This is a genomic window from Clavibacter sp. GW821-FHT01D01, assembly GCF_059422605.1.
Map to the genome: position 1 here is coordinate 311,444 of NZ_JBWKXC010000003.1, position 19,547 is coordinate 330,990.

The 19,547-nt window shown below is 73.0% G+C and carries 19 protein-coding genes and 1 riboswitch; of the genes, 14 read left to right on the top strand and 5 right to left on the bottom strand.

The window, feature by feature from the left end; all coding sequences use genetic code 11:
* Window positions 1–72: 72 nt before the first annotated feature.
* The 3 genes from AC07VC_RS06995 to AC07VC_RS07005 form a co-directional block, all read right to left on the bottom strand.
* Window positions 73–1,167: a BMP family lipoprotein gene (locus AC07VC_RS06995; RefSeq protein WP_494675376.1), complete on the bottom strand. Its 1,095-nt coding sequence runs from the start codon at window positions 1,165–1,167 to the stop codon at window positions 73–75.
* Between the two features lie 150 nt (window positions 1,168–1,317).
* A complete protein-coding gene (locus AC07VC_RS07000) occupies window positions 1,318–2,394 on the bottom strand; it encodes a BMP family lipoprotein (protein WP_494675375.1) in 1,077 nt (358 codons plus the stop codon).
* Window positions 2,395–2,468: 74 nt separating this feature from the next.
* The gene (locus tag AC07VC_RS07005) at window positions 2,469–3,590 is read right to left on the bottom strand and encodes a mannose-1-phosphate guanylyltransferase (RefSeq protein ID WP_104290564.1); all 1,122 of its coding nucleotides are present in this window, start codon (window positions 3,588–3,590) and stop codon (window positions 2,469–2,471) included.
* A gap of 116 nt (window positions 3,591–3,706) precedes the next feature.
* Here AC07VC_RS07005 and AC07VC_RS07010 point away from each other — a divergent pair, with 116 nt between their 5' ends.
* The 5 genes from AC07VC_RS07010 (at window position 3,707) to AC07VC_RS07030 (ending at window position 8,598) form a co-directional block, all read left to right on the top strand.
* Entirely contained in the window at window positions 3,707–4,882 is a 1,176-nt protein-coding gene (locus AC07VC_RS07010; protein ID WP_494675374.1) for a glycosyltransferase family 4 protein, read from the top strand.
* Between the two features lie 139 nt (window positions 4,883–5,021).
* The gene (sdhC, locus tag AC07VC_RS07015) at window positions 5,022–5,459 is read left to right on the top strand and encodes a succinate dehydrogenase, cytochrome b556 subunit (RefSeq protein WP_317228960.1); all 438 of its coding nucleotides are present in this window, start codon (window positions 5,022–5,024) and stop codon (window positions 5,457–5,459) included.
* A 2-nt stretch (window positions 5,460–5,461) separates the two neighbouring features.
* The gene (locus tag AC07VC_RS07020) at window positions 5,462–5,926 is read left to right on the top strand and encodes a succinate dehydrogenase hydrophobic membrane anchor subunit (RefSeq protein WP_316293526.1); all 465 of its coding nucleotides are present in this window, start codon (window positions 5,462–5,464) and stop codon (window positions 5,924–5,926) included.
* Between the two features lie 31 nt (window positions 5,927–5,957).
* Window positions 5,958–7,781 (top strand): succinate dehydrogenase flavoprotein subunit, encoded by a 1,824-nt coding sequence (gene sdhA / locus AC07VC_RS07025; RefSeq protein ID WP_317228959.1) that lies wholly within the window; start codon window positions 5,958–5,960, stop codon window positions 7,779–7,781.
* Between the two features lie 55 nt (window positions 7,782–7,836).
* Window positions 7,837–8,598: a succinate dehydrogenase iron-sulfur subunit gene (locus tag AC07VC_RS07030; protein ID WP_094115337.1), complete on the top strand. Its 762-nt coding sequence runs from the start codon at window positions 7,837–7,839 to the stop codon at window positions 8,596–8,598.
* A 176-nt stretch (window positions 8,599–8,774) separates the two neighbouring features.
* Here the strand turns inward: AC07VC_RS07030 and AC07VC_RS07035 are convergent, their stop codons facing one another.
* The gene (locus tag AC07VC_RS07035; RefSeq protein WP_494675373.1) at window positions 8,775–8,999 is read right to left on the bottom strand and encodes a hypothetical protein; all 225 of its coding nucleotides are present in this window, start codon (window positions 8,997–8,999) and stop codon (window positions 8,775–8,777) included.
* A 569-nt stretch (window positions 9,000–9,568) separates the two neighbouring features.
* Window positions 9,569–11,224, bottom strand: a complete 1,656-nt coding sequence (ptsP, locus tag AC07VC_RS07040) for a phosphoenolpyruvate--protein phosphotransferase (protein ID WP_494675372.1) — start codon at window positions 11,222–11,224, stop codon at window positions 9,569–9,571.
* Between the two features lie 124 nt (window positions 11,225–11,348).
* Here ptsP and AC07VC_RS07045 point away from each other — a divergent pair, with 124 nt between their 5' ends.
* The 9 genes from AC07VC_RS07045 to AC07VC_RS07085 form a co-directional block, all read left to right on the top strand.
* Complete coding sequence (locus AC07VC_RS07045) at window positions 11,349–12,476, top strand: YihY/virulence factor BrkB family protein (protein WP_494675371.1); 1,128 nt, start codon at window positions 11,349–11,351, stop codon at window positions 12,474–12,476.
* A 29-nt stretch (window positions 12,477–12,505) separates the two neighbouring features.
* Window positions 12,506–13,351, top strand: coding sequence for an exodeoxyribonuclease III (locus tag AC07VC_RS07050; protein ID WP_317228955.1), 846 nt, complete (start codon window positions 12,506–12,508; stop codon window positions 13,349–13,351).
* Window positions 13,352–13,418: 67 nt separating this feature from the next.
* Window positions 13,419–14,432 (top strand): tryptophan--tRNA ligase, encoded by a 1,014-nt coding sequence (gene trpS / locus AC07VC_RS07055; RefSeq protein WP_317228954.1) that lies wholly within the window; start codon window positions 13,419–13,421, stop codon window positions 14,430–14,432.
* Window positions 14,429–15,250 (top strand): HAD family hydrolase, encoded by an 822-nt coding sequence (locus AC07VC_RS07060; protein ID WP_494675370.1) that lies wholly within the window; start codon window positions 14,429–14,431, stop codon window positions 15,248–15,250. The genes trpS and AC07VC_RS07060 overlap by 4 nt, the downstream gene beginning before the upstream one ends.
* Window positions 15,251–15,366: 116 nt before the next feature.
* Window positions 15,367–15,510, top strand: a riboswitch (FMN riboswitch).
* A 70-nt stretch (window positions 15,511–15,580) separates the two neighbouring features.
* Entirely contained in the window at window positions 15,581–16,618 is a 1,038-nt protein-coding gene (gene ribD / locus AC07VC_RS07065; protein ID WP_494675369.1) for a bifunctional diaminohydroxyphosphoribosylaminopyrimidine deaminase/5-amino-6-(5-phosphoribosylamino)uracil reductase RibD, read from the top strand.
* Window positions 16,618–17,310, top strand: a complete 693-nt coding sequence (locus AC07VC_RS07070; RefSeq protein ID WP_494675368.1) for a riboflavin synthase — start codon at window positions 16,618–16,620, stop codon at window positions 17,308–17,310. The genes ribD and AC07VC_RS07070 overlap by 1 nt, the downstream gene beginning before the upstream one ends.
* Complete coding sequence (gene ribA / locus AC07VC_RS07075) at window positions 17,307–18,704, top strand: GTP cyclohydrolase II (RefSeq protein ID WP_494675367.1); 1,398 nt, start codon at window positions 17,307–17,309, stop codon at window positions 18,702–18,704. Before AC07VC_RS07070 ends, ribA begins: the two co-directional genes overlap by 4 nt.
* The gene (ribH, locus tag AC07VC_RS07080) at window positions 18,701–19,180 is read left to right on the top strand and encodes a 6,7-dimethyl-8-ribityllumazine synthase (RefSeq protein ID WP_317231048.1); all 480 of its coding nucleotides are present in this window, start codon (window positions 18,701–18,703) and stop codon (window positions 19,178–19,180) included. Before ribA ends, ribH begins: the two co-directional genes overlap by 4 nt.
* Window positions 19,181–19,326: 146 nt before the next feature.
* Window positions 19,327–19,547: ATP-binding cassette domain-containing protein (locus AC07VC_RS07085; protein WP_494724453.1), on the top strand; the 221-nt coding region annotated here is incomplete at its 3' end.

The window sequence follows — 19,547 nt, forward strand, 5'->3', positions numbered from 1 at the left end:
GCACGCGGCGGGGGGACCGGCGACTGCCGATCCCCCCGCGGTGCGTTCGATGCTACTTCGTCGGCGGCGTCGCTACTCCGTGAGCGACGACGGCGACTCGACGGTGATGGAGCCGTCGATGATGCCGGCCTTGATGGCGTCCAGCTCGCCGGAGAGCTCCGCGGGGACCTCGGACTCGTAGTCGTGGAACGGGGCGATGTCCACGCCGCCGTTCTCGAGCGTGCCGACGTACGGCGTCGCGTCGAACGCGCCGTCGGCGGCGGTCTTCACGACGTCCTCGACGCCCGCGTCGATGCCCTTCAGCACCGACGTGAGGAAGAGGTCCTTGAGGTCGGGCGCGGTCTCGTACGCGTCGGAGTCGACGCCCACCATGACGACCTGCTTGTCGCTGGAGTCGCGGATGGCCTCGCCGGCGCTCAGGAAGATCGGACCGCCGACGGGCATGATGACGTCCGCGCCCTGGTCGATGAGCGTCTGCGCGGCCGTCTTGGCCGTCTGGTTCGCGACGAACTCGCCGGTGAACGAACCGCTCTGGCTGGCGACGTCCCAGCCGATGGCCTTGACGTCCGCGCCCTTCTGCTCGTTGAAGTAGGCGACGCCGTCCACGAAGCCGTCCATGAAGATCGTGACGGTCGGGATCTGCAGGCCGCCGAAGGTGCCGACGGTGCCGGTCTTCGAGTAGGCCGCCGCCGCGTAGCCCGCGAGGAACGCGGCCTCGCTGGTGTTGAACGTGATGGGCTTCACGTTGTCGGCGCTGATCTGCGCGTCGTCGATGATCGCGTACTCGATGTCGGGGTTCGCGGCGGCGGCCTCCTCCGTGGCTTCCTTGAGCAGGAAGCCGACCGTGACGATCAGGCCGCAGCCCTGGTCGGCGAGGTTGGTGAGGTTGGGCGCGAAGTCGGTCTCGGACGCCGACTCCACCGTCTTCGGGGCGGTCAGCCCGAGGTCGTCGACGGCCTTGGTCAGGCCCTCGAAGCCGAGCTGGTTGAACGACTTGTCGTCGAACCCGCCGGAGTCGGAGACCATGCAGGAGAGGAGGTCGTTGCTCGCCTCGTCGCTCGCACCCCCGCTCGTGGACTCGGGGGCGGCGCCGCAGCCCGCGAGGAGCGCGGTGATGCCGACGGCGGCGAGACCGCCGAGGGCGGCCTTTCGGGTGGTGATGGTCACTGTGGCCTCCAGTTGCAGCCCGGGTCCGCCGGGCGATGTGGCTTCATGTTACCCATGCGCGGGAATGCTCCCGAGGCCCTCGGCGGCCTCCGTGGCGCAAGCGTTACCGATCCGCGACGAGGCCGAAACCCCGCCGAAACGCGGGCTCTGCTACGGGGTCGAGACGGACCGCACCTCGACCTCGCCGGAGACGATCCGCGCCTCCAGCGCGTCGAGCTCCGCCTGCAGCTCGGCGGGGACGGAGGCCGCGAGGTCGTGGTACCCGGCGAGGCCGACGCCGCCGTTCTCCAGCGTGCCCACGTACGACTCGGAGGAGAAGGTGCCCTCGGCGTCGTCGCCGACGATGTCGACCACCGCCTGGCCCGTGTCCTTGAGCACGCTCGTCAGCAGGAGCGGGCGGTACTCGGCCGGGAGGGTGTCGTAGCCGTCGTTGTCGACCCAGATGAGCTTGCCGCTGCCGTGCTGCAGGATCGCGGACGCGGCGCCCTCCCCCACCTGCCCCGCGACGGGCATGATGACGTCCGCGCCCTGGTCGAGCAGGTTCTGCGTGGTGGTCTGGCCCTTGGCGACGTCCTCGAAGTCGCCCGTGAACGTGCCGTCCTGCGCCGCGGCGTCCCACCCGAGCGCGACGACCTGCGTGCCGTGCGCCTGGTTGTAGGCGGCGACGCCGTCGACGAAGCCGTCCATGAACAGGGTGACGGGCGGCTGGTTGCCGCCGCCGAACGTGCCGACCTTGCCGGTCTCGCTCACGCCCGCCGCGAGGTAGCCCGCGAGGTAGGAGGCCTGCGCGGTGTCGAACACGAGCGGCTTGACGTTGGGGGCGTCGACGACCTCGTCGACGATGGAGAAGTGGACGTCGGGGTTCTCGGCCGCCGCGGCCGCGGTCGCCTCCGCCAGCTCGTAGCCGACGGTGAGGACGAAGCCGCAGCCGGTGCCGACCGCCTGCTCGACGTTCGGCCCGAGGTCGGTCTCGGAGGTGGACACGAGGACGTCGGCCTCGATGCCGAGCTCCTGCTCCGCGCGCTCCAGGCCCTCCCAGCTCGACTGGTTGAAGGACCGGTCCTGGAGCCCGCCGGAGTTGGTGACCATGCGGGCGCAGTAGTCGCTCGCGGACGCGGTGCCGCTGGCGGAGGGATCGGGCGCCGCGCCGCAGCCGGCGAGGGCCGCGGCGGCGAGGAGGGCGATGGGCAGGCTGGCGGCGCGGACGGCGAGGCGGGTGCGGGGCATCCCCGGAATCTAACGGCGGGGATCCGGCGCCTCGGAGGCCCCGGAGACCGCCCGGGGGGATCGTTGCCCCTTCGTTACAGGACGTCCGTCCCGCCGCTGAGCTTGAGCGCGTCCACCACGCTCTTCACCCGCTGGGCGTTCTCCTTCGTGGTGACCAGCAGCGCGTCGGGGGTGTCGACCACGACGATGTCGCGCACGCCGATGAGGCTGATGACGCGCTTGCTGTTGGCGACGACGATGCCGCTCGACGCGTCCGAGAGCACGCGGGCGTCCTCGCCGAGGATGACGAGGTCGGACTTCCGCCCGCTGGAGTGCATCTTGGCGACGGAGGCGAAGTCGCCCACGTCGTCCCACGTGAACGTGCCGGGGATGACGGCGAGCGCACCGCGCGCGGCGGCCGGCTCGGCGACGGCGTAGTCGATGGCGATCTTCTTCAGGTTCGGCCAGACGCGGTCGACGACCACGCCGCGGTCGGCGGTGTCCCACGCCTCGGCGAGCTCCAGGACGCCCTTCAGCAGCTCGGGCTCCGTGCGGCCGAGCTCCTCGAGGAGCCGGTCGGCGCGGGCGATGAACATGCCCGCGTTCCAGAGGTGCGTCCCGCCCTTCACGTAGCCGCGCGCGACGCCGATGCTCGGCTTCTCCACGAACGACGCGACCTCCAATGCGTGCGGTGCGTCGGGGATGCTCAGCGCCTTGCCCGTGTGGATGTAGCCGAAGCCCGTCGCGGGCTCGGTGGGCGTGATGCCGATGGTGGTGATGTAGCCGGCGTCGGCCGCGATGACGGCCTCGCGCACGGTGTCCCGGAAGCGGTCCGGGTCGGCGATCACGTGGTCGGCGGCGAAGGAGCCGATGATGACGCCGGGCTCCCGGCGCTCGAGGATCGCGGCGGCCAGCGCGATGGCCGCGGTGCTGTCGCGCCCCTCGCTCTCCAGGACCACGTTGGGGTCGGCGAGCTCGGGCAGCTGGGCCTCCACGGCGGCGCGGTGGGCGCGGCCCGTGACGACCATGATCCGGTCGGCGCCGGAGAGGGGGGCGAGCCGCTCCCACGTGTCGCGCAGCAGGGTGCGGCCGGAGCCGGTGAGGTCGTGGAGGAACTTCGGGGCGTCCGCGCGGGACAGCGGCCAGAGCCGGGAGCCCACGCCCCCCGCGGGGATCACGCTGTAGAAACGGGAGATCGCGCTCGTCTGCTCGGTCATGCGCCCACCCTATCGGCAGCCTCGGAGGCGTCCGGATGCGGCGAGTTCACGCACCCGCAACGGGGCGTTCACGGCCGCGCGGCGGCCGGGACGGCGCCCGTGCCTAGCGTCGGGGCATGCGCGTAGCCGTCGTCAGCGAGAGCTTCCTCCCCACCGTCAACGGCGTCACCACGAGCGTCTGCCGGGTGCTCGAGCACCTTCGGGATCGCGGCCACGAGGTCCTCGTCATCGCGCCCGACGCCGGCGCACCGGCCGAGTTCGCCGGCTTCCGCGTGCACGGCGTCCCCGCCATCGCGTACCGCCAGTTCCCCGTCGGCATCCCGAGCCCGCACGTGCTGCGCCTGCTCGCCGACTTCGCGCCCGACGTGCTGCACGCGGCCTCCCCGCTCTTCCTCGGCGCGCAGGCCATCGCGGCCGCGACGCGCATCGAGGCGCCCTCCGTCGCCGTGTTCCAGACGGACGTCGCGGGCTACGCGCGCCGGAACGGGCTCGCGGCGACGGCGCCGTACGTGTGGCGGCTCGTCCGGTGGATCCACCAGGGCGCCGACCTCACCCTCGCGCCCTCGAGCGCCGCCGCGGCGGACCTCGCCGCCGCGGGCGTGGAGCGCGTCGCCCGCTGGGGCCGCGGCGTGGACCTCGACCGGTACCACCCCCGCAACCGCGCCATGGAGGATGCCGTCGCCCTCCGCCGTCGTGCGGCCCCCGGCGGCGAGACGGTCGTCGGGTACGTCGGGCGCATCGCCCCGGAGAAGCAGCTGGAGAGGCTGTCGGCCCTCCGCGGGATGCCCGGCGTGCGCTTCCTCGTCGCGGGCGACGGTCCCGGGCAGGCCTCGGCGCGCCGCGCCCTGTCCGGCATGCCCGTGACCTGGCTCGGACGGGTCGGCGGCCGCGAGCTCGCCGCCGCCTACGCCGCGATGGACGTCTTCGTGCACACGGGGACGGAGGAGACCTTCGGCCAGACGGTCCAGGAGGCGCACGCGTCCGGGCTCCCGGTGGTCGCGCCGCGCGCGGGCGGTCCCATCGACCTGGTCGACCACGGGACCGACGGCTTCCTCTTCGACCCCGCGTCCCCTCGCGACGCGCACCTGCGCCGCCTCGTCGACGAGCTCGCGGGCAGCGCCCCCCTGCGCCTGCGCATGGGCGAGGCGGGGCGGCGGGCGGTGCTCGGACGCTCCTGGGCGACGGTCGGCGACGAGCTCATCGCCCACTACGGACGCGCCGTCTCGGCCCGCCGGTCGGCGCTCACGACCGCGGATCCCACGAGCGCGGGACAGGTGCCCGTCGGCGCCTGACGACCGGGCCCGCGAGGCCCGAGCGCTTAGGGTGCCCTAACGGGTGACCGCCGGGAGCGGGCCGTAGACTCGACGGACGCGCAATGTCGGCGCGAAGGCGCTCCGCCCACGGGGCACCAGCATCAGGGAGGGTCGTTCCGTGTCCATCAAGACGGCAGGAACCCGGGAACCGCAGCAGGTCTCACGTGCACCGAAGGTCCCCGCCGGGACGCTCTACCGGGGCCGCGAGGGCATGTGGTCGTGGGTGCTCCATCGCATCACCGGCGTGTCCATCTTCTTCTTCCTCCTGGTGCACGTGCTCGACACGAGCCTCATCCGGGTGAGCCCCGAGGCGTACAACGCCGTCATCGGCACGTACAAGAACCCCGTCATGGGGATCGGCGAGGTCGCCCTCGTCGGCGCCATCGGGTTCCACGCGCTCAACGGCCTCCGCATCATCCTCATCGACTTCTGGAAGTTCGGCGCCAAGCACCAGCGCCTCATGTTCTACGTGGTCATCGGCCTGTGGGTCGTGCTCATGGCCGGGTTCGTGCCGCGCCACCTCATCAACGTGTTCAGCGAAGCGGGATGGATCTGATCATGAGCGACATCGCACAGAAGGTCAGCATCGAGAAGCCCCGCCAGGCACGGCAGCCCCGCAAGCAGGGCGGCGTGAACTGGGAGAAGTGGGGCTGGATGTACATGCGCGCCTCGGGCGTCGTGCTCGTGGTGCTCATCTTCGGCCACCTCTACGTGAACCTCATCCAGGGCGAGGGCATCAAGGCCATCGACTTCGCGTTCGTCGGCGGCAAGCTGTCGGACCCCTTCTGGAAGGTGTGGGACATCGCGCTGCTCTGGCTCGCGGTCATCCACGGCGCCAACGGCATGCGCACCCTCGTGAACGACTACGCCGCGTCCCCGCGCACCCGCACGATCCTCAAGGGCGCGCTCATGGCGTCCACCGTGGTCCTGCTCGTGCTCGGCACGCTCGTCGTCTTCACCTTCGACCCGTGCCCCGCCGGCCAGCCCGCGGACCTCCTGCCCGCCTTCTGCGGCGACCTGTAGCCGCTCCCCCTCCGCCTCGAGAAAGAGCCCTGTGACCACCGACACCACCACCCCCGGTTCCGAGCCGTCCGCGAGCACCATCGTGGACGGCGTCCACTACCACCAGTTCGACATCGTGATCGTGGGTGCGGGCGGTGCCGGCATGCGCGCGGCCATCGAGGCGGGACCCCAGGCGAACACGGCCGTCATCTCGAAGCTCTACCCCACCCGCTCCCACACGGGCGCGGCGCAGGGCGGCATGGCCGCGGCGCTCGCGAACGTCGAGGAGGACAGCTGGGAGTGGCACACCTTCGACACCGTCAAGGGCGGCGACTACCTCGTCGACCAGGACGCGGCGGAGATCCTCGCGAAGGAGGCCATCGACGCGGTCATCGACCTCGAGAACATGGGCCTCCCCTTCAACCGCACGCCCGACGGCAAGATCGACCAGCGCCGCTTCGGCGGCCACACCGCCGACCACGGCAAGAGCCCGGTGCGCCGGTCGTGCTACGCAGCCGACCGCACCGGACACATGATCCTGCAGACGCTGTACCAGAACTGCGTCAAGTTCGGCATCAACTTCTACAACGAGTTCTACGTGCTGGACCTCGTCATGGCCGAGGTCGACGGGAAGCAGCAGCCCGCGGGCGTCGTGGCGCTCGAGCTCTCCACCGGCGAGATCCACGTCTTCCAGGCCAAGGCCGTCATCTTCGCCACCGGCGGCTTCGGCAAGATCTACAAGACGACCTCCAACGCGCACACCCTCACGGGCGACGGCGTCGGCATCATCTGGCGCAAGGGCCTGCCGCTGGAGGACATGGAGTTCTTCCAGTTCCACCCGACCGGGCTCGCCGGCCTCGGCATCCTCCTGTCGGAGGCGGCCCGCGGCGAGGGCGCGATCCTCCGCAACAGCGAGGGTGAGCGCTTCATGGAGCGCTACGCGCCCACCATCAAGGACCTCGCCCCCCGCGACATCGTGGCCCGGTGCATGGCGACCGAGATCCGCGAGGGACGTGGCGCCGGCCCGAACAAGGACTACGTCTACCTCGACATCACGCACCTCGAGCCCGCCGTCATCGACGCGAAGCTCCCCGACATCACCGAGTTCGCGCGCACGTACCTGGGCGTCGAGCCGTACACGGAGCCCGTGCCCGTGCTGCCGACCGCGCACTACGCGATGGGCGGCATCCCCACGAACATCAAGGCGGAGGTGCTGTCCGACAACACCACCGTGGTCCCCGGCCTGTACGCGGCCGGCGAGTGCGCGTGCGTCTCGGTGCACGGCTCCAACCGCCTCGGCACCAACTCGCTCCTCGACATCAACGTGTTCGGCAAGCGCGCGGGCAACTACGCGGCCGAGTACGTCAAGACGGTCGACTTCACCCCCCTGCCCGCGGACGCCGCCGACTTCGTGAAGGGCCTCGTCGAGGGCGCGCGGAACTCCAACGGCACCGAGCGGATCTCGACGCTCCGTCGCGAGCTGCAGGAGTCCATGGACCGCAACGCCCAGGTGTTCCGCACCGAGGACACGCTCATCGAGGTCACCAAGGTGATCGCGGACCTGCGCGAGCGGTACACGAACATCCAGGTGCAGGACAAGGGCCAGCGCTTCAACACCGACCTGCTCGAGGCCATCGAGCTCGGATTCCTCCTCGACCTCGCGGAGGTCGTCGTGTACTCGGCGATGTACCGCAAGGAGAGCCGCGGCGGCCACTTCCGCGAGGACTTCCCCAAGCGCGACGACGAGAACTACATGGTCCACACCATGGCGTACCTCACCGGCGACGCCCACAGCACGGACGCCGGCGACCACATCAAGCTGAGCACCAAGCCCGTGGTCATCACGAACTACCAGCCGATGGAGCGGAAGTACTGACCTCGGGTCAGCACCCGCCCGTCACCGCAGCACCGATCGGAAAAGGACTCGAATCGTGAGCACCGCAACCCTGGACGCACCCCCCGCGGGAGAGGCATCCGCCATCCCGACCTTCACGGTCACCCTCATCATCCGCCGCTACCTCCCCGGCCAGGACGCGGAGCCGCGGTGGGAGGACTTCGACGTCGAGGTCTACCCGACCGACCGCATCCTCGACGCCCTGCACAAGATCAAGTGGGAGCAGGACGGGTCGCTGACCTTCCGCCGCTCCTGCGCGCACGGCGTCTGCGGGTCCGACGCGATGCGCATCAACGGCCGCAACCGCCTGGCCTGCAAGACGCTCATCAAGGACCTCGACATCAACCAGCCCATCTACGTGGAGGCCATCAAGGGCCTGCCGCTGGAGAAGGACCTGGTCGTCGACATGGAGCCGTTCTTCGAGTCGTTCCGCGACGTGCAGCCCTTCCTCATCTCCAACACGAAGCCGGAGAAGGGCAAGGAGCGGATCCAGTCCGCCGCCGAGCGCGCCCGCTTCGACGACACCACCAAGTGCATCCTCTGCGCCGCGTGCACGTCGTCCTGCCCCGTCTTCTGGACGGACGGCCAGTACTTCGGCCCCGCCGCCATCGTCAACGCGCACCGCTTCATCTTCGACTCGCGCGACGAGTCGAACGTGCGCCTCGACATCCTCAACGACAAGGAGGGCGTGTGGCGCTGCCGCACGACCTTCAACTGCTCCGAGGCGTGCCCCCGCGGCATCCAGGTGACGCAGGCCATCGCCGAGGTCAAGCAGGCCATCATGCGCGGCAAGGCGTAGCACCGCATCTCGCGCAGACGGACGGCCCCGCAGCTCCTCGGAGCTGCGGGGCCGTCGTCGTGCATCCCCGGATGCTGATCGTCGAAGGCGACCCCCGGCGTCTGAGATCCGTGATGCGTCAGATTCGCCGAGTGCCGGTGAGACCCGTCACGTCGACTGGTCCTCGGGCGAAGGGCCTATTGCAGGCGCCCGTGATGCGTGGCGGGGCGGGCCACCCTCCACACCAACCAGAGGACGAAACCCAAGACCGGGACGAGCAAGATGAATGTCCCGACGACTTTGGAACCCATCGACATGTCTCGCGAGACGAGCACGGTCACGATTCCGACCAATGCAGGGACGAACACCTCCAGGTTCAGGATCAGGATCCAGACGTGTGAGAGGGAGGTGGTCTCGAGCATGATGCCCCCTACGTCTACTGCCAGATCCGACCGGCGGCGTTCACATGCACGGTATGTGACTCGTCCCATGGTGGTCGACTGCGATACCACGGACTCAGCCGCGTCCACTCCGCGATCCGCTGCCGCCGCCGGCGTACCGACGCTCAGGGCAACCAGCACGACGCCGATGGCGATGCCTGCTCCGGCCGTGTACGAGCTTCGTGCATGTGTCATCTCGCGTTCCCTCAGTCTCCGGTCCGCCTAGTCGTGGACCCATGACGCGAAGGTGTCAGAGCTGCCCTCGTCGAAGATCAGCCTCACGCCCCATCCCTCCAGCCGATCGGCTGGCGGCTGTCGTCCCCGGGGCGCCTGATACGGCCCGTCCACCCACCCCATGGGGTTGCGCGGCGCGTCGATTCTCCTGCCCTCCCGTCGGCTTCTCCCGAACCGGGCCGGGGAAGCGCTTCGGTGCCTGTCAGCCATCCGCCGACGCCTGCCGCTTCCGGAGGCCGTCGTCGTCCGCCTGGTCCAGCAGGCCGACAAGCTGCTCGGCCCCTGGGTGTGATGCGTCGACGAGGTCGTCGCGCGGATCAGCGGGCGGCAAGCGCCTGCTCGGCGGCGGCGCGGGCACCGGCGGCCGTGCGGGCGGTGAGGACGGCCGCGGCCGCGGCGCGGGCGTCGTCGAGCGTGCGACGCGAGAGCTCGAGGCGGACGTCCGCCAGGGCGGCGGGCGTCATGGAGAGGCTCGTGGCGCCGAGGCCGACGAGGACCACGGCGAGGAGCGGATCCGCCGCCGCCTCGCCGCAGATGCCGACCGGGGTGCCGGACGCCGCGCCGGCGTCGCCGAGCGTCCGCACCAGGCGGAGTATCGCGGGGTGCCACGGGTCCTGGTAGGCGGCGACCGAGCCGAGCAGGCGGTCGGCGGCCATCGTGTACTGCGTGAGGTCGTTCGTGCCGATGCTCACGAAGTCGGCCACCTCGACGACCTGGTCGGCGAGGATCGCGAGCGACGGCACCTCGGCCATCACCCCGACCGTGCTGAGGCCGAGCTCGCGGCCGAGCTCGACGAAGTAGGCGGTCTCCTCGGCGTCGCCGACCATGGGCGCCATCACCCAGAGGTCCGCGTCGGTCGCCGCGTCCGCCGCGGCGAGCGCGGTGAGCTGGTCGCGGAGGACCTCCTCGTGCGCCCGGAGGGCCCGGAGCCCGCGGAGGCCGAGGGCCGGGTTCTCCTCGTCGGCGTCGGTGAGGAACGCGAGCGGCTTGTCCGCGCCGGCGTCGAGCGCCCGGACCACGACCTTCCGGCCGGGGAAGGCCTCGAGGAGCGCGGTGTACTGCGCGGTCTGCGCGGCGACGGACGGCGCGGTGGCGGCGTCCAGGAACAGGAACTCGGTGCGGAAGAGGCCGACGCCCTCGGCGCCGAGCTCCACCGCGCGGGCGGCCTCCGCCGGGGACCCGAGGTTCGCCAGCAGCGGGACCGGGGTGCCGTCCGCCAGGGCGCCGTCGGTGACGGGAGCGGCCAGCGCCTCCTCCCGGGCGCGGATGCGGCGGAGCGCGTCCTCGCGCTCCGCGTCGTCGGGGTGCGCGATCACCACGCCCGCGGCCGCGTCGACGACGACCTCGTCGCCCTCCGCGAGCTCCGCGGCGCCGCGCGCGCCGACGATGGCGGGGATGGAGCGGCTGCGGGCGAGGATCGCGGTGTGGCTGGTCGGGCCGCCGTCGGTGGTGACGAGGGCGAGCACGCGGTCGAGCTCGAGGAGCGCCGTGTCGGCGGGCGCGAGGTCGCGCGCGACGAGGACGAAGGGGGCATCGGCCGTGGGGATCCCCGGCGCGGGCACGCCCCGGAGCCGGGCGATGACCCGCTGGGCGACGTCGGCGAGGTCGGCCGCCCGCTCGGCCATGTAGCCGCCCATGCCGGTGAGGAGCTCCTGGAAGGTGGCGAAGGACTCGAAGACCGCGCGCTCCCCCGAGCGGCCCTGGCCGACGAGGCGGCCGACCGAGTCGAGGAGCGCGGGGTCGCGCGCCATGAGCGACTGCGCGTCGAGCACGTCCTTCGCGTCGCCGCCCGCGCGCGCTCCGCGCTCGGCCAGGTCGTCCGCCGTGGCGGACAGGGCGGCGGCGACGCGCGCGACCTCGGCGTCGGCGTCACCCGTGAAGGGCTGCGTGCCGGGCTCGGGGAGCGGGTCGGGCATCCGCATGACGGGCCCCGTGGCCACTCCGTGTCCGACGCCGATTCCGGTGATGCGCACAGGGACTCCCTCGCTCGGGTGCGTGCCGTGCGGACGGGCGCCGTCCGCGCGGGTGGCTGTCCGGTCGGGTGCCGGAACGGCCCGCCCACGCTATCAGGGGCGGACCGGCCCGTATCCTCGGGGGATGACCGCCCCCGACGGCCGAGGCCGGCCCGAGCGTCCCGCCCCCGCCTCCCCCGCGCCCGGCTCCGCAGCGGCCGACGGTCCCGCGGCTCCCGCCGGGATCCCGGCGCTCTTCGCCCGCGTCATGGCGCTGAAGCCCGTGCGCGTGTTCCTCGCCTACGGCGCCGCGGGCGGGCCCATCCTCGCGGCCGGCATGTCCTACCAGGCGGTCTTCGCCGTGTTCGCCGCCCTCGCGGTCGGCTTCTCCGTGGCCGGATCCGTGCTCGCCGGCAACCCGGCGCTCCTCGACTCGCTGCTCGACCTCATCCAGGGCGCGGTGCCCGGGCTGTTCGGCGAGGGCGGGGCGATCGAGGACCCGCAGGCGCTCCTCGCCTCGAGCGCCGTCCGGGCCACGGGGATCATCGGCTCCATCGGCCTCCTCGTGACCGCGCTCGGCTGGCTCGCATCCACGCGCGACTCCGTGCGCCGCATCTTCGACCTGCCGCCGCCCGCGACCTTCTTCCTGCTCCTGAAGGTCAAGGACCTCGGGCTGGCGCTGTGCTTCGCGCTCGCCATGGTGCTGTCCGCCGGCCTCTCCGTCGTCAGCACCGGCCTGCTCGGGTTCGCGTTCCGCCTGCTGCAGGTGGGCGAGGACTCGCTGCTCGCGGTCGTCGTCGGCCGCACCGTGGGACTGGTCCTCGTGCTCGCGCTCGACACGGCCGTGCTGGCGGGCGCGTACCGGATCCTCTCGGGCGTCCGGATCCCCCGGCTGCAGCTCCTCCAGGGGGCGCTGCTCGGCGGCGTCGCGATGGGCGTGCTCAAGGTGCTCGGCACGGCGCTCCTCGGCGGCGCCAGCCGGAACCCGCTGCTCGCGTCGTTCGCCGTGATCATCGGCCTCCTGATCTGGTTCAACCTCATCTGCCAGGTCATCCTGATCTGCGCGTCGTGGATCGCGACGAGCATGGCGGACAATGGCATCGACGCCCGCTCCCTCACGCCCGAGCAGCTGGAGCGGGAGCGCGTCGAGCGGCTCGACGAGGCCCGCCGCATCCTCGAGGAGGAGGAGCGCGCCCGGGAACGGGAGCGGTACGCGCAGTCGCGCGGCCTCACGCGCGTGCTGCTTCGGCTGCGCCGGAGGGGCCGCGGCTAGGCGCGGGGGCCGCCGTTAGGATCGTCTCCATGCCCTCGAACCTCCGCGTCGCGTCCATCAACACGAACGGCATCCGGGCCGCGTTCCGCAAGGGCATGGGCGACTGGCTCGCCACGCGCGACGTCGACGTCCTCGCGATCCAAGAGGTGCGCGCCGAGACGTCGGACATCGAGGACCTCCTCGGCCCCGAGTGGAACGTGCTGCACGACGCCGCGACCGCCAAGGGCCGCGCGGGCGTCGCCCTCGCCAGCCGCCGCCGCGCCGAGATCCACCGCGTCGCCATCGGCGAGGAGGACTTCGACAGCGCCGGACGCTGGCTCGAGGCCGACTACGACGTGGACGGCACCGTCATCACCGTCGTCAGCGCCTACGTGCACTCCGGCGAGGTCGGCACCCCGAAGCAGGACGAGAAGTGGCGCTTCCTCGACGGGATGGAGCGGCGCCTGCCCGAGATCGCCCGGCACTCCGAGCTCGCGGTCGTCGTCGGCGACCTCAACGTCGGGCACCGCGAGCTCGACATCCGCAACTGGAAGGGCAACGTGAAGCGCGCCGGCTTCCTGCCGCAGGAGCGCGCCTACCTCGACCGGATCCTCGGCCCGGCCGGCGAGCAGGTCACGGGCGTCGACGGCTCCACGGGCCCCGGCCTCGGCTGGGTCGACGTCGGCCGGCAGCAGGCCGGCGAGGTCGACGGCCCGTACACGTGGTGGAGCTGGCGCGGCAAGGCGTTCGACAACGACACCGGCTGGCGCATCGACTACCAGCTCGCGACCCCGGCCCTCGCCGCGAAGGTCGTCGGGTACGCCGTGGACCGCGCCGACGCCTACGACCGGCGATGGTCGGACCACACTCCCGTGGTCGTCGACTACGCCATCTGATCCCCTCCTCCCCGCGCCCCGCCGGCGCCCCTCGAGCGCCCCGCGCTCCGCACACGAAGGCATCGCCATGACCGCTCGTCCCGTCCTCTTCTCCGGCATGCAGCCGTCCGCCGACTCCCTGCAGATCGGCAACTACATCGGCGCGCTCCTGCAGTGGAAGGAGCTGCAGACCACGCACGACGCCGTGTTCTGCGTCGTCGACCTGCACGCCATCACCGTCCCGCAGGATCCCGCGGCGCTGCGCGCGAGCACCCGCCGGACGGCCGCGCAGTACATCGCGGCGGGCATCGACCCGGCCGTCTCGACGCTCTTCGTGCAGTCGCACGTGTCGGCGCACACGGAGCTGGCGTGGATCCTCAACACGCTCACCGGGTTCGGCGAGGCCAGCCGCATGACGCAGTTCAAGGACAAGTCGCAGAAGCAGGGTGCCGACGCGACGACGCTCGGCCTGTTCGCGTACCCGACCCTCATGGCCGCCGACATCCTGCTCTACGGCACCGAGGTCGTGCCCGTCGGCGACGACCAGAAGCAGCACGTGGAGCTGACGCGCGACCTCGCCAAGCGCTTCAACACGCGCTTCGGCGACACGTTCACGATCCCGGAGCCGATGATCCAGAAGGACACGGCCCGCATCTACGACCTGCAGGACCCGACGTCGAAGATGAGCAAGTCCGCCGCAAGCGACGCGGGCGTGGTGTGGCTGCTGGACGAGCCGGCGAGGACGGCCAAGAAGATCCGCTCCGCCGTCACCGACACCGAGCGCGAGATCCGGTTCGACCGAGGGGGGAAGCCCGGCGTCTCCAACCTGCTGACGATCCTGTCGGCCTTCGAGGGCACGGCCGTGCCGGCGCTCGAGGAGCGCTATGCGGGCCGCGGCTACGGCGACCTCAAGAAGGACGTGGCCGAGGTCGTCACGGGCGCCTTCGAGCCCATCCGGGCGCGCACGCTGGAGCTGCTCGACGACCCGGCCGAGCTCGACCGCGTGCTCGCCGGCAACGCGGCACGCGCCGAGGAGCGGGCCGACGCCATGCTGACGCGCGTGTACGACGCCGTCGGCCTCGTGCGCCGCGTCGGACGGTGACGCTCCGGCTGGTCCTCCTCGACCTCGACGACACGCTGGTCGACCACCGCGGTGCCGTCGCCGACGGGATCGCGGCGCACCTCGCCGCCCTCGGGCTCCTCGACTCCTCCGACGCCGCCGCGGTCGACGAGGCCGTCGCCCTGTGGGTGGCGCTCGAGGAGGAGCACTACCACCGGTACCTCGCGGGCGAGCTCGACTACCAGGACCAGCGGCGGGCGCGCGTGCGCGGATTCCTCGCGGCGCGCGGATCCGCCGACGCCGATGCCCTCACGCACGACGACGCGGCGACGGACGCCTGGTTCGCCGGCTACCTCGCGGGCTACGAGGCGTCGTGGCGGTCGCTGCCCGGTGCGCACGCGGCGCTCGACGAGATCGCGCGGCGGCACCCGGGCGTGCGCTTCGGGATCGTCACGAACGGCGAGCGGAGCCAGCAGGAACCGAAGATCGCCGCGGCCGGGCTCACCGGCCGCCTCGCCCCCGTCGTCTGCTCGGGCGACCTCGACTTCGCCAAGCCGGACGCGCGGATCTTCCTGCTCGCGTGCCGGGAGGCGGGCGTCGATCCGGCCGACGCCGTCATGGTCGGGGACCGGTTGCGGACCGACGCGATCGGCGCGGCGGACGCGGGCCTCGCGGGCGGCATCTGGCTCGACCCCGACGCGGGCACCGCGGATCCGGCGCGCGACCCCGCCGGCGACCCCGAGCGCGGCTGGCCCGACGTGCCCGCGGAGGACCGCGCGCGGGCCGAGCGCGCGGGCATCGTGCGGATCACGTCGCTGGACCGGCTCCCCGACGCCGTGGACGCGGCGACCCGCACCTGACGACGGGCTCGGCACCGTCTCCACGCCCGGTGGTCGCCGGCTCGACGGCGGCTCGACGCAATCCGGCGTCACGCTCCGCGGCGCTCCCAGCCGCGTGGGCTAACCTCGACGGATACACGTGCTCCGGGGTCGGTGGAAATCCGAGCCGGCGGTGACAGTCCGCGAACGGACGATGCGCGACCGGGTCCCCGGGAGCCTCGTCCGCCGATCCGGTGGGATTCCGGGACCGACGGTGAGAGTCCGGATGGGAGGCAGCACGCGGCGCCAGCGACCCTGCCGGCGTCGAGGTCCGTCGACCGCGCCCGGAGTCCGTCCACGGACGAGGACACCATGCACGACGACCCCACGGCAGCCGACCTGCGGCGCGCCATGCGCCGCGGCCTCGAGCTGGCGGCCGAGGGTCCCGCCTGGGGCCCGAACCCGCGCGTCGGCTGCGTGATCCTCGACGCGTCCGGCCGCGTCCTCGCCGAGGGCCGCCACCGCGGCGCCGGCAGCGCGCACGCCGAGGTCGACGCGCTGCGGCGGCTGCCCGCCGGGGCCGCCCGCGGGTCCACGGCCGTCGTCACCCTCGAGCCCTGCAACCACACGGGGCGCACGGGCCCCTGCGCCGAGGCGCTCATCGAGGCGGGCGTGGCGCGGGTCGCCTACGCCGTCGCCGACCCGGGGGCCGCGTCGTCCGGCGGCGCCGCGCGGCTGCGCGCCGCCGGCGTCGAGGTCGTGCCCGGCGTGCTCGCCGACGAGGCCGGGGAGTTCCTCCGGGTCTGGCTGGGGTCCGCCCGGCTCGGCCGGCCCTTCGTCACCGCGAAGTGGGCCTCCAGCCTCGACGGGCGCATCGCCGCCGCGGACGGCACCAGCCGCTGGATCACCGGCCCCGCCGCCCGCGAGGACGTGCACCGACGCCGCGCGCAGGCCGACGCGATCCTCGTGGGCACCGGCACCGTCCTCGCCGACGACCCCGCGCTCACCGCCCGGCGGCCCGACGGGATCCCGTACCCGCACCAGCCCGCGCCCGTCGTGCTGGGCGACCGCGCGATCCCGGACGACGCGGCCGTGCACCGCCACCCGCGGCGGCTCATCCGCATCGCGGGCCACGACCCGGCCGCGGCGCTCGCGGAGCTCGGCCGTCGCGGGATCCGGCACGTCTTCGTGGAGGGCGGTCCCACGATCGTCTCCGCGCTCGTCGCCGCCGGGCTCGTGGACGAGGTGGTCGCCTACCTCGCGCCCGTGCTCCTCGGCGGCCCCCGCACCGCGACCGGCGACCTCGGCGTGCCGAGCATGCCGGCCGCCCACCGACTCACCCTCATCAGCACGACACGGCTCGGGGACGACCTCCTCGTGACCGCGCGACCCACCACGGAAGGCCAGTGATGTTCACAGGGATCATCGAGGAGCGCGGACGCGTCCTCGCGCTCGACGCCGAGGGCGACTCCGCCCGGATCACGGTGGAGGCGCCGCTCGCGGTGTCCGACGCCCGGCACGGCGACTCCATCAGCGTCGACGGCGTGTGCCTCACGGTCGTCGCGCAGACGCCCGAGGGCTTCACCGCCGACGTCATGCGGCAGACGCTCGTGATGAGCTCGCTCGGGCGGCTCGCCGTCGGCGGGCACGTCAACCTGGAGCGCGCCGCGCGCGTCGGCGACCGGCTGGGCGGCCACATCGTCCAGGGCCACGTCGACGGCACGGGCCGCCTCCTCGCGACCACCCCCGGCGAGGCGTGGCGGATCCTCCGCTTCTCGCTGCCGGACGACCTGTCGCCGCTCGTCGTCGACCGCGGGTCGATCACGGTCCAGGGCGTGAGCCTCACCGTCAGCGCGGTCAGCCCGACCGACACGGCCGACGCCGACGCCTGGTTCGAGGTGTCGCTCATCCCCGAGACCCTGACGGCGACGACGCTCGGCGCGCTGGAGGTCGGCGACGAGGTCAACCTCGAGACCGACGTGCTCGCCCGGCACGTGCAGCGCATGCTCGCGCTCGACGCGCGCGGCCGCGACGGGAGCGCCCGCGACGGGAGCGCCCGCGACGGGAGCGCCCGCGACGACCGCGCGGGGGTCCGCTCATGAGCCTCGCCGGGATCCCCGCCGCCCTGCAGGAGCTGCGCGCCGGCCGCCCCGTGATCGTCGTCGACGACGAGGGCCGCGAGAACGAGGGCGACGTGCTGCTCGCCGCCGAGTCCGCCTCGCCCGAGTGGGTGGCCTGGCTCGTGAAGCACTCCTCCGGCTTCATCTGCGCGCCCATGACGAACGAGATCGCCGACCGGCTGGAGCTGCCGCTCATGGTGGCCGACAACCGCGACCCGCGCGGCACCGCGTACACGGTGTCCGTGGACGCGGCCGACCGGTTGTCCACGGGCATCAGCGCCTCCGACCGCGCGCACACCCTCCGCGTGCTGGCGGACCTCGAGAGCGTGCCCACGAGCCTGCACCGCCCGGGCCACATCCTGCCGCTGCGCGCGGTGGAGGGCGGCGTGCGCGAGCGCGACGGCCACACCGAGGCGGCGGTCGACCTCCTCACGCTCGCGGGACTCACGCCCGTCGGCGCGATCAGCGAGATCGTGCAGGACGACGGCGAGATGATGCGCCTGCCCGGGCTCCTCGCGCTCGGCGAGGCCGAGGGCGTGCTGGTCGTCACCATCGAGGCGCTCAAGGCGCACCTGGAGGAGTTCCACTGCGACCGGGCGCTCGAGCCGGCGGTGGCGATCCCCGAGGCGTCGCGCGTCATCTTCGAGGTCGAGACCACGGTCCCGACCACGCACGGCACCTTCCAGCTGCGGGCGTACCGCGACCGCACGACGGGCGCCGACCACGTCGCCGTCGTCTCCGGGGTCCCGAGCGCGCACGGCACGCTCGTGCGCGTGCACTCCGAGTGCCTGACCGGCGAGGCGCTGGGGTCCCTCAAGTGCGAGTGCGGGCCGCAGCTCGACGCGGCGCTCGACGAGATCCAGGACGCGGGCGGCGTGGTCGTGTACCTGCGCGGGCACGAGGGACGCGGGATCGGCCTCATCAACAAGCTGCGCGCCTACCGGCTGCAGGAGGACGGCTTCGACACGCTCGACGCGAACATCGCCCTCGGGCTGCCGGCGGACGCCCGCGACTACGGCGCGGCGTCGGCGATCCTGCAGGACATGGGGATCGAGGACGTGCGCCTGCTCACCAACAACCCCGAGAAGGTCCGGCAGCTCGAGGCCCACGGCGTGCGCGTGACGGAGCGCGTGCCGCTCGTCGTCGGCGTCACCGCCGCGAACGCGGGGTACCTCGCGACCAAGCGCGACCGGATGGGCCACCGCCTGGCCCTCGCCGAGGAGCCGGCGGCCGTCGTCGTCGACACCGACATGCGCATCGGATCCGACGCCTACCCGGACGCGCAGGCGCCCGACGGGCTCACGACCACCACCGCGACCGGCCCCGCCGGCGCACGACCCGCCGCGACCGCGGCCCCCGAGGAGGAGACCGCATGAGCGGACACGGAGCACCCGAGATCGACCCCACCGCCCTCGACGGGTCGGGGCTGGCCGTCACGGTCGTCGCCGGACGCTGGCACGACGAGATCAGCGCGGGCCTGCTCGCGGGCGCGCGTCGCGTGCTCGACGCAGCCGGGGTCACCACGACGGTGATCCGCGTGCCCGGCAGCTTCGAGCTGCCCGTGGTCGCGCGGGCGGCGCTGGACGCCGGGGCCGACGCGGTCGTGGCGCTCGGCGTCATCATCCGCGGGGGCACGCCGCACTTCGAGTACGTCTCGGACGCGGCGACGTCGGGCCTCACGCAGGCGTCGCTGCTCACGGGCAAGCCGATCGGCTTCGGGCTCCTCACCCTCGACGACGAGCAGCAGGGCCTGGACCGCGCCGGGCTCCCGGGCTCGAAGGAGGACAAGGGCGCCGAGGCGGCGGAGGCCGCGGTGACGACGGCGCTGCTCCTGCGCGGCATCCGGGGATGACCCCGGGCTCGAGCCGCGCCGTGGGCTCCCGAGCCCCGGCGCGGCTCGAGCCCCGGCGCGGTTTTGATATCGAGAACGGGTATCACTAAGGTCGTCGGGAGCGCCCCCGGATCGTCCGGCCCCGGGCGTCCGTGGACGGAGGCCCGGTGCATCCCGCCCTCGACGTCCGCTCCCTGTCCGTCTCCCTCGACCGCGCCGCCCTCGTGCACGACGTCGACCTCCGCATCGGCGCCGGCGAGCGCGTCGCGCTCGTCGGGGCGTCCGGATCCGGGAAGTCGCTCACCGCGCAGGCCGTGCTCGGGACGCTGCCGCCCGGCGCCCGGGTGCGCGGCGCCGTCGCGCTGGGCGGCCGGGCGCTCCGCCCGGC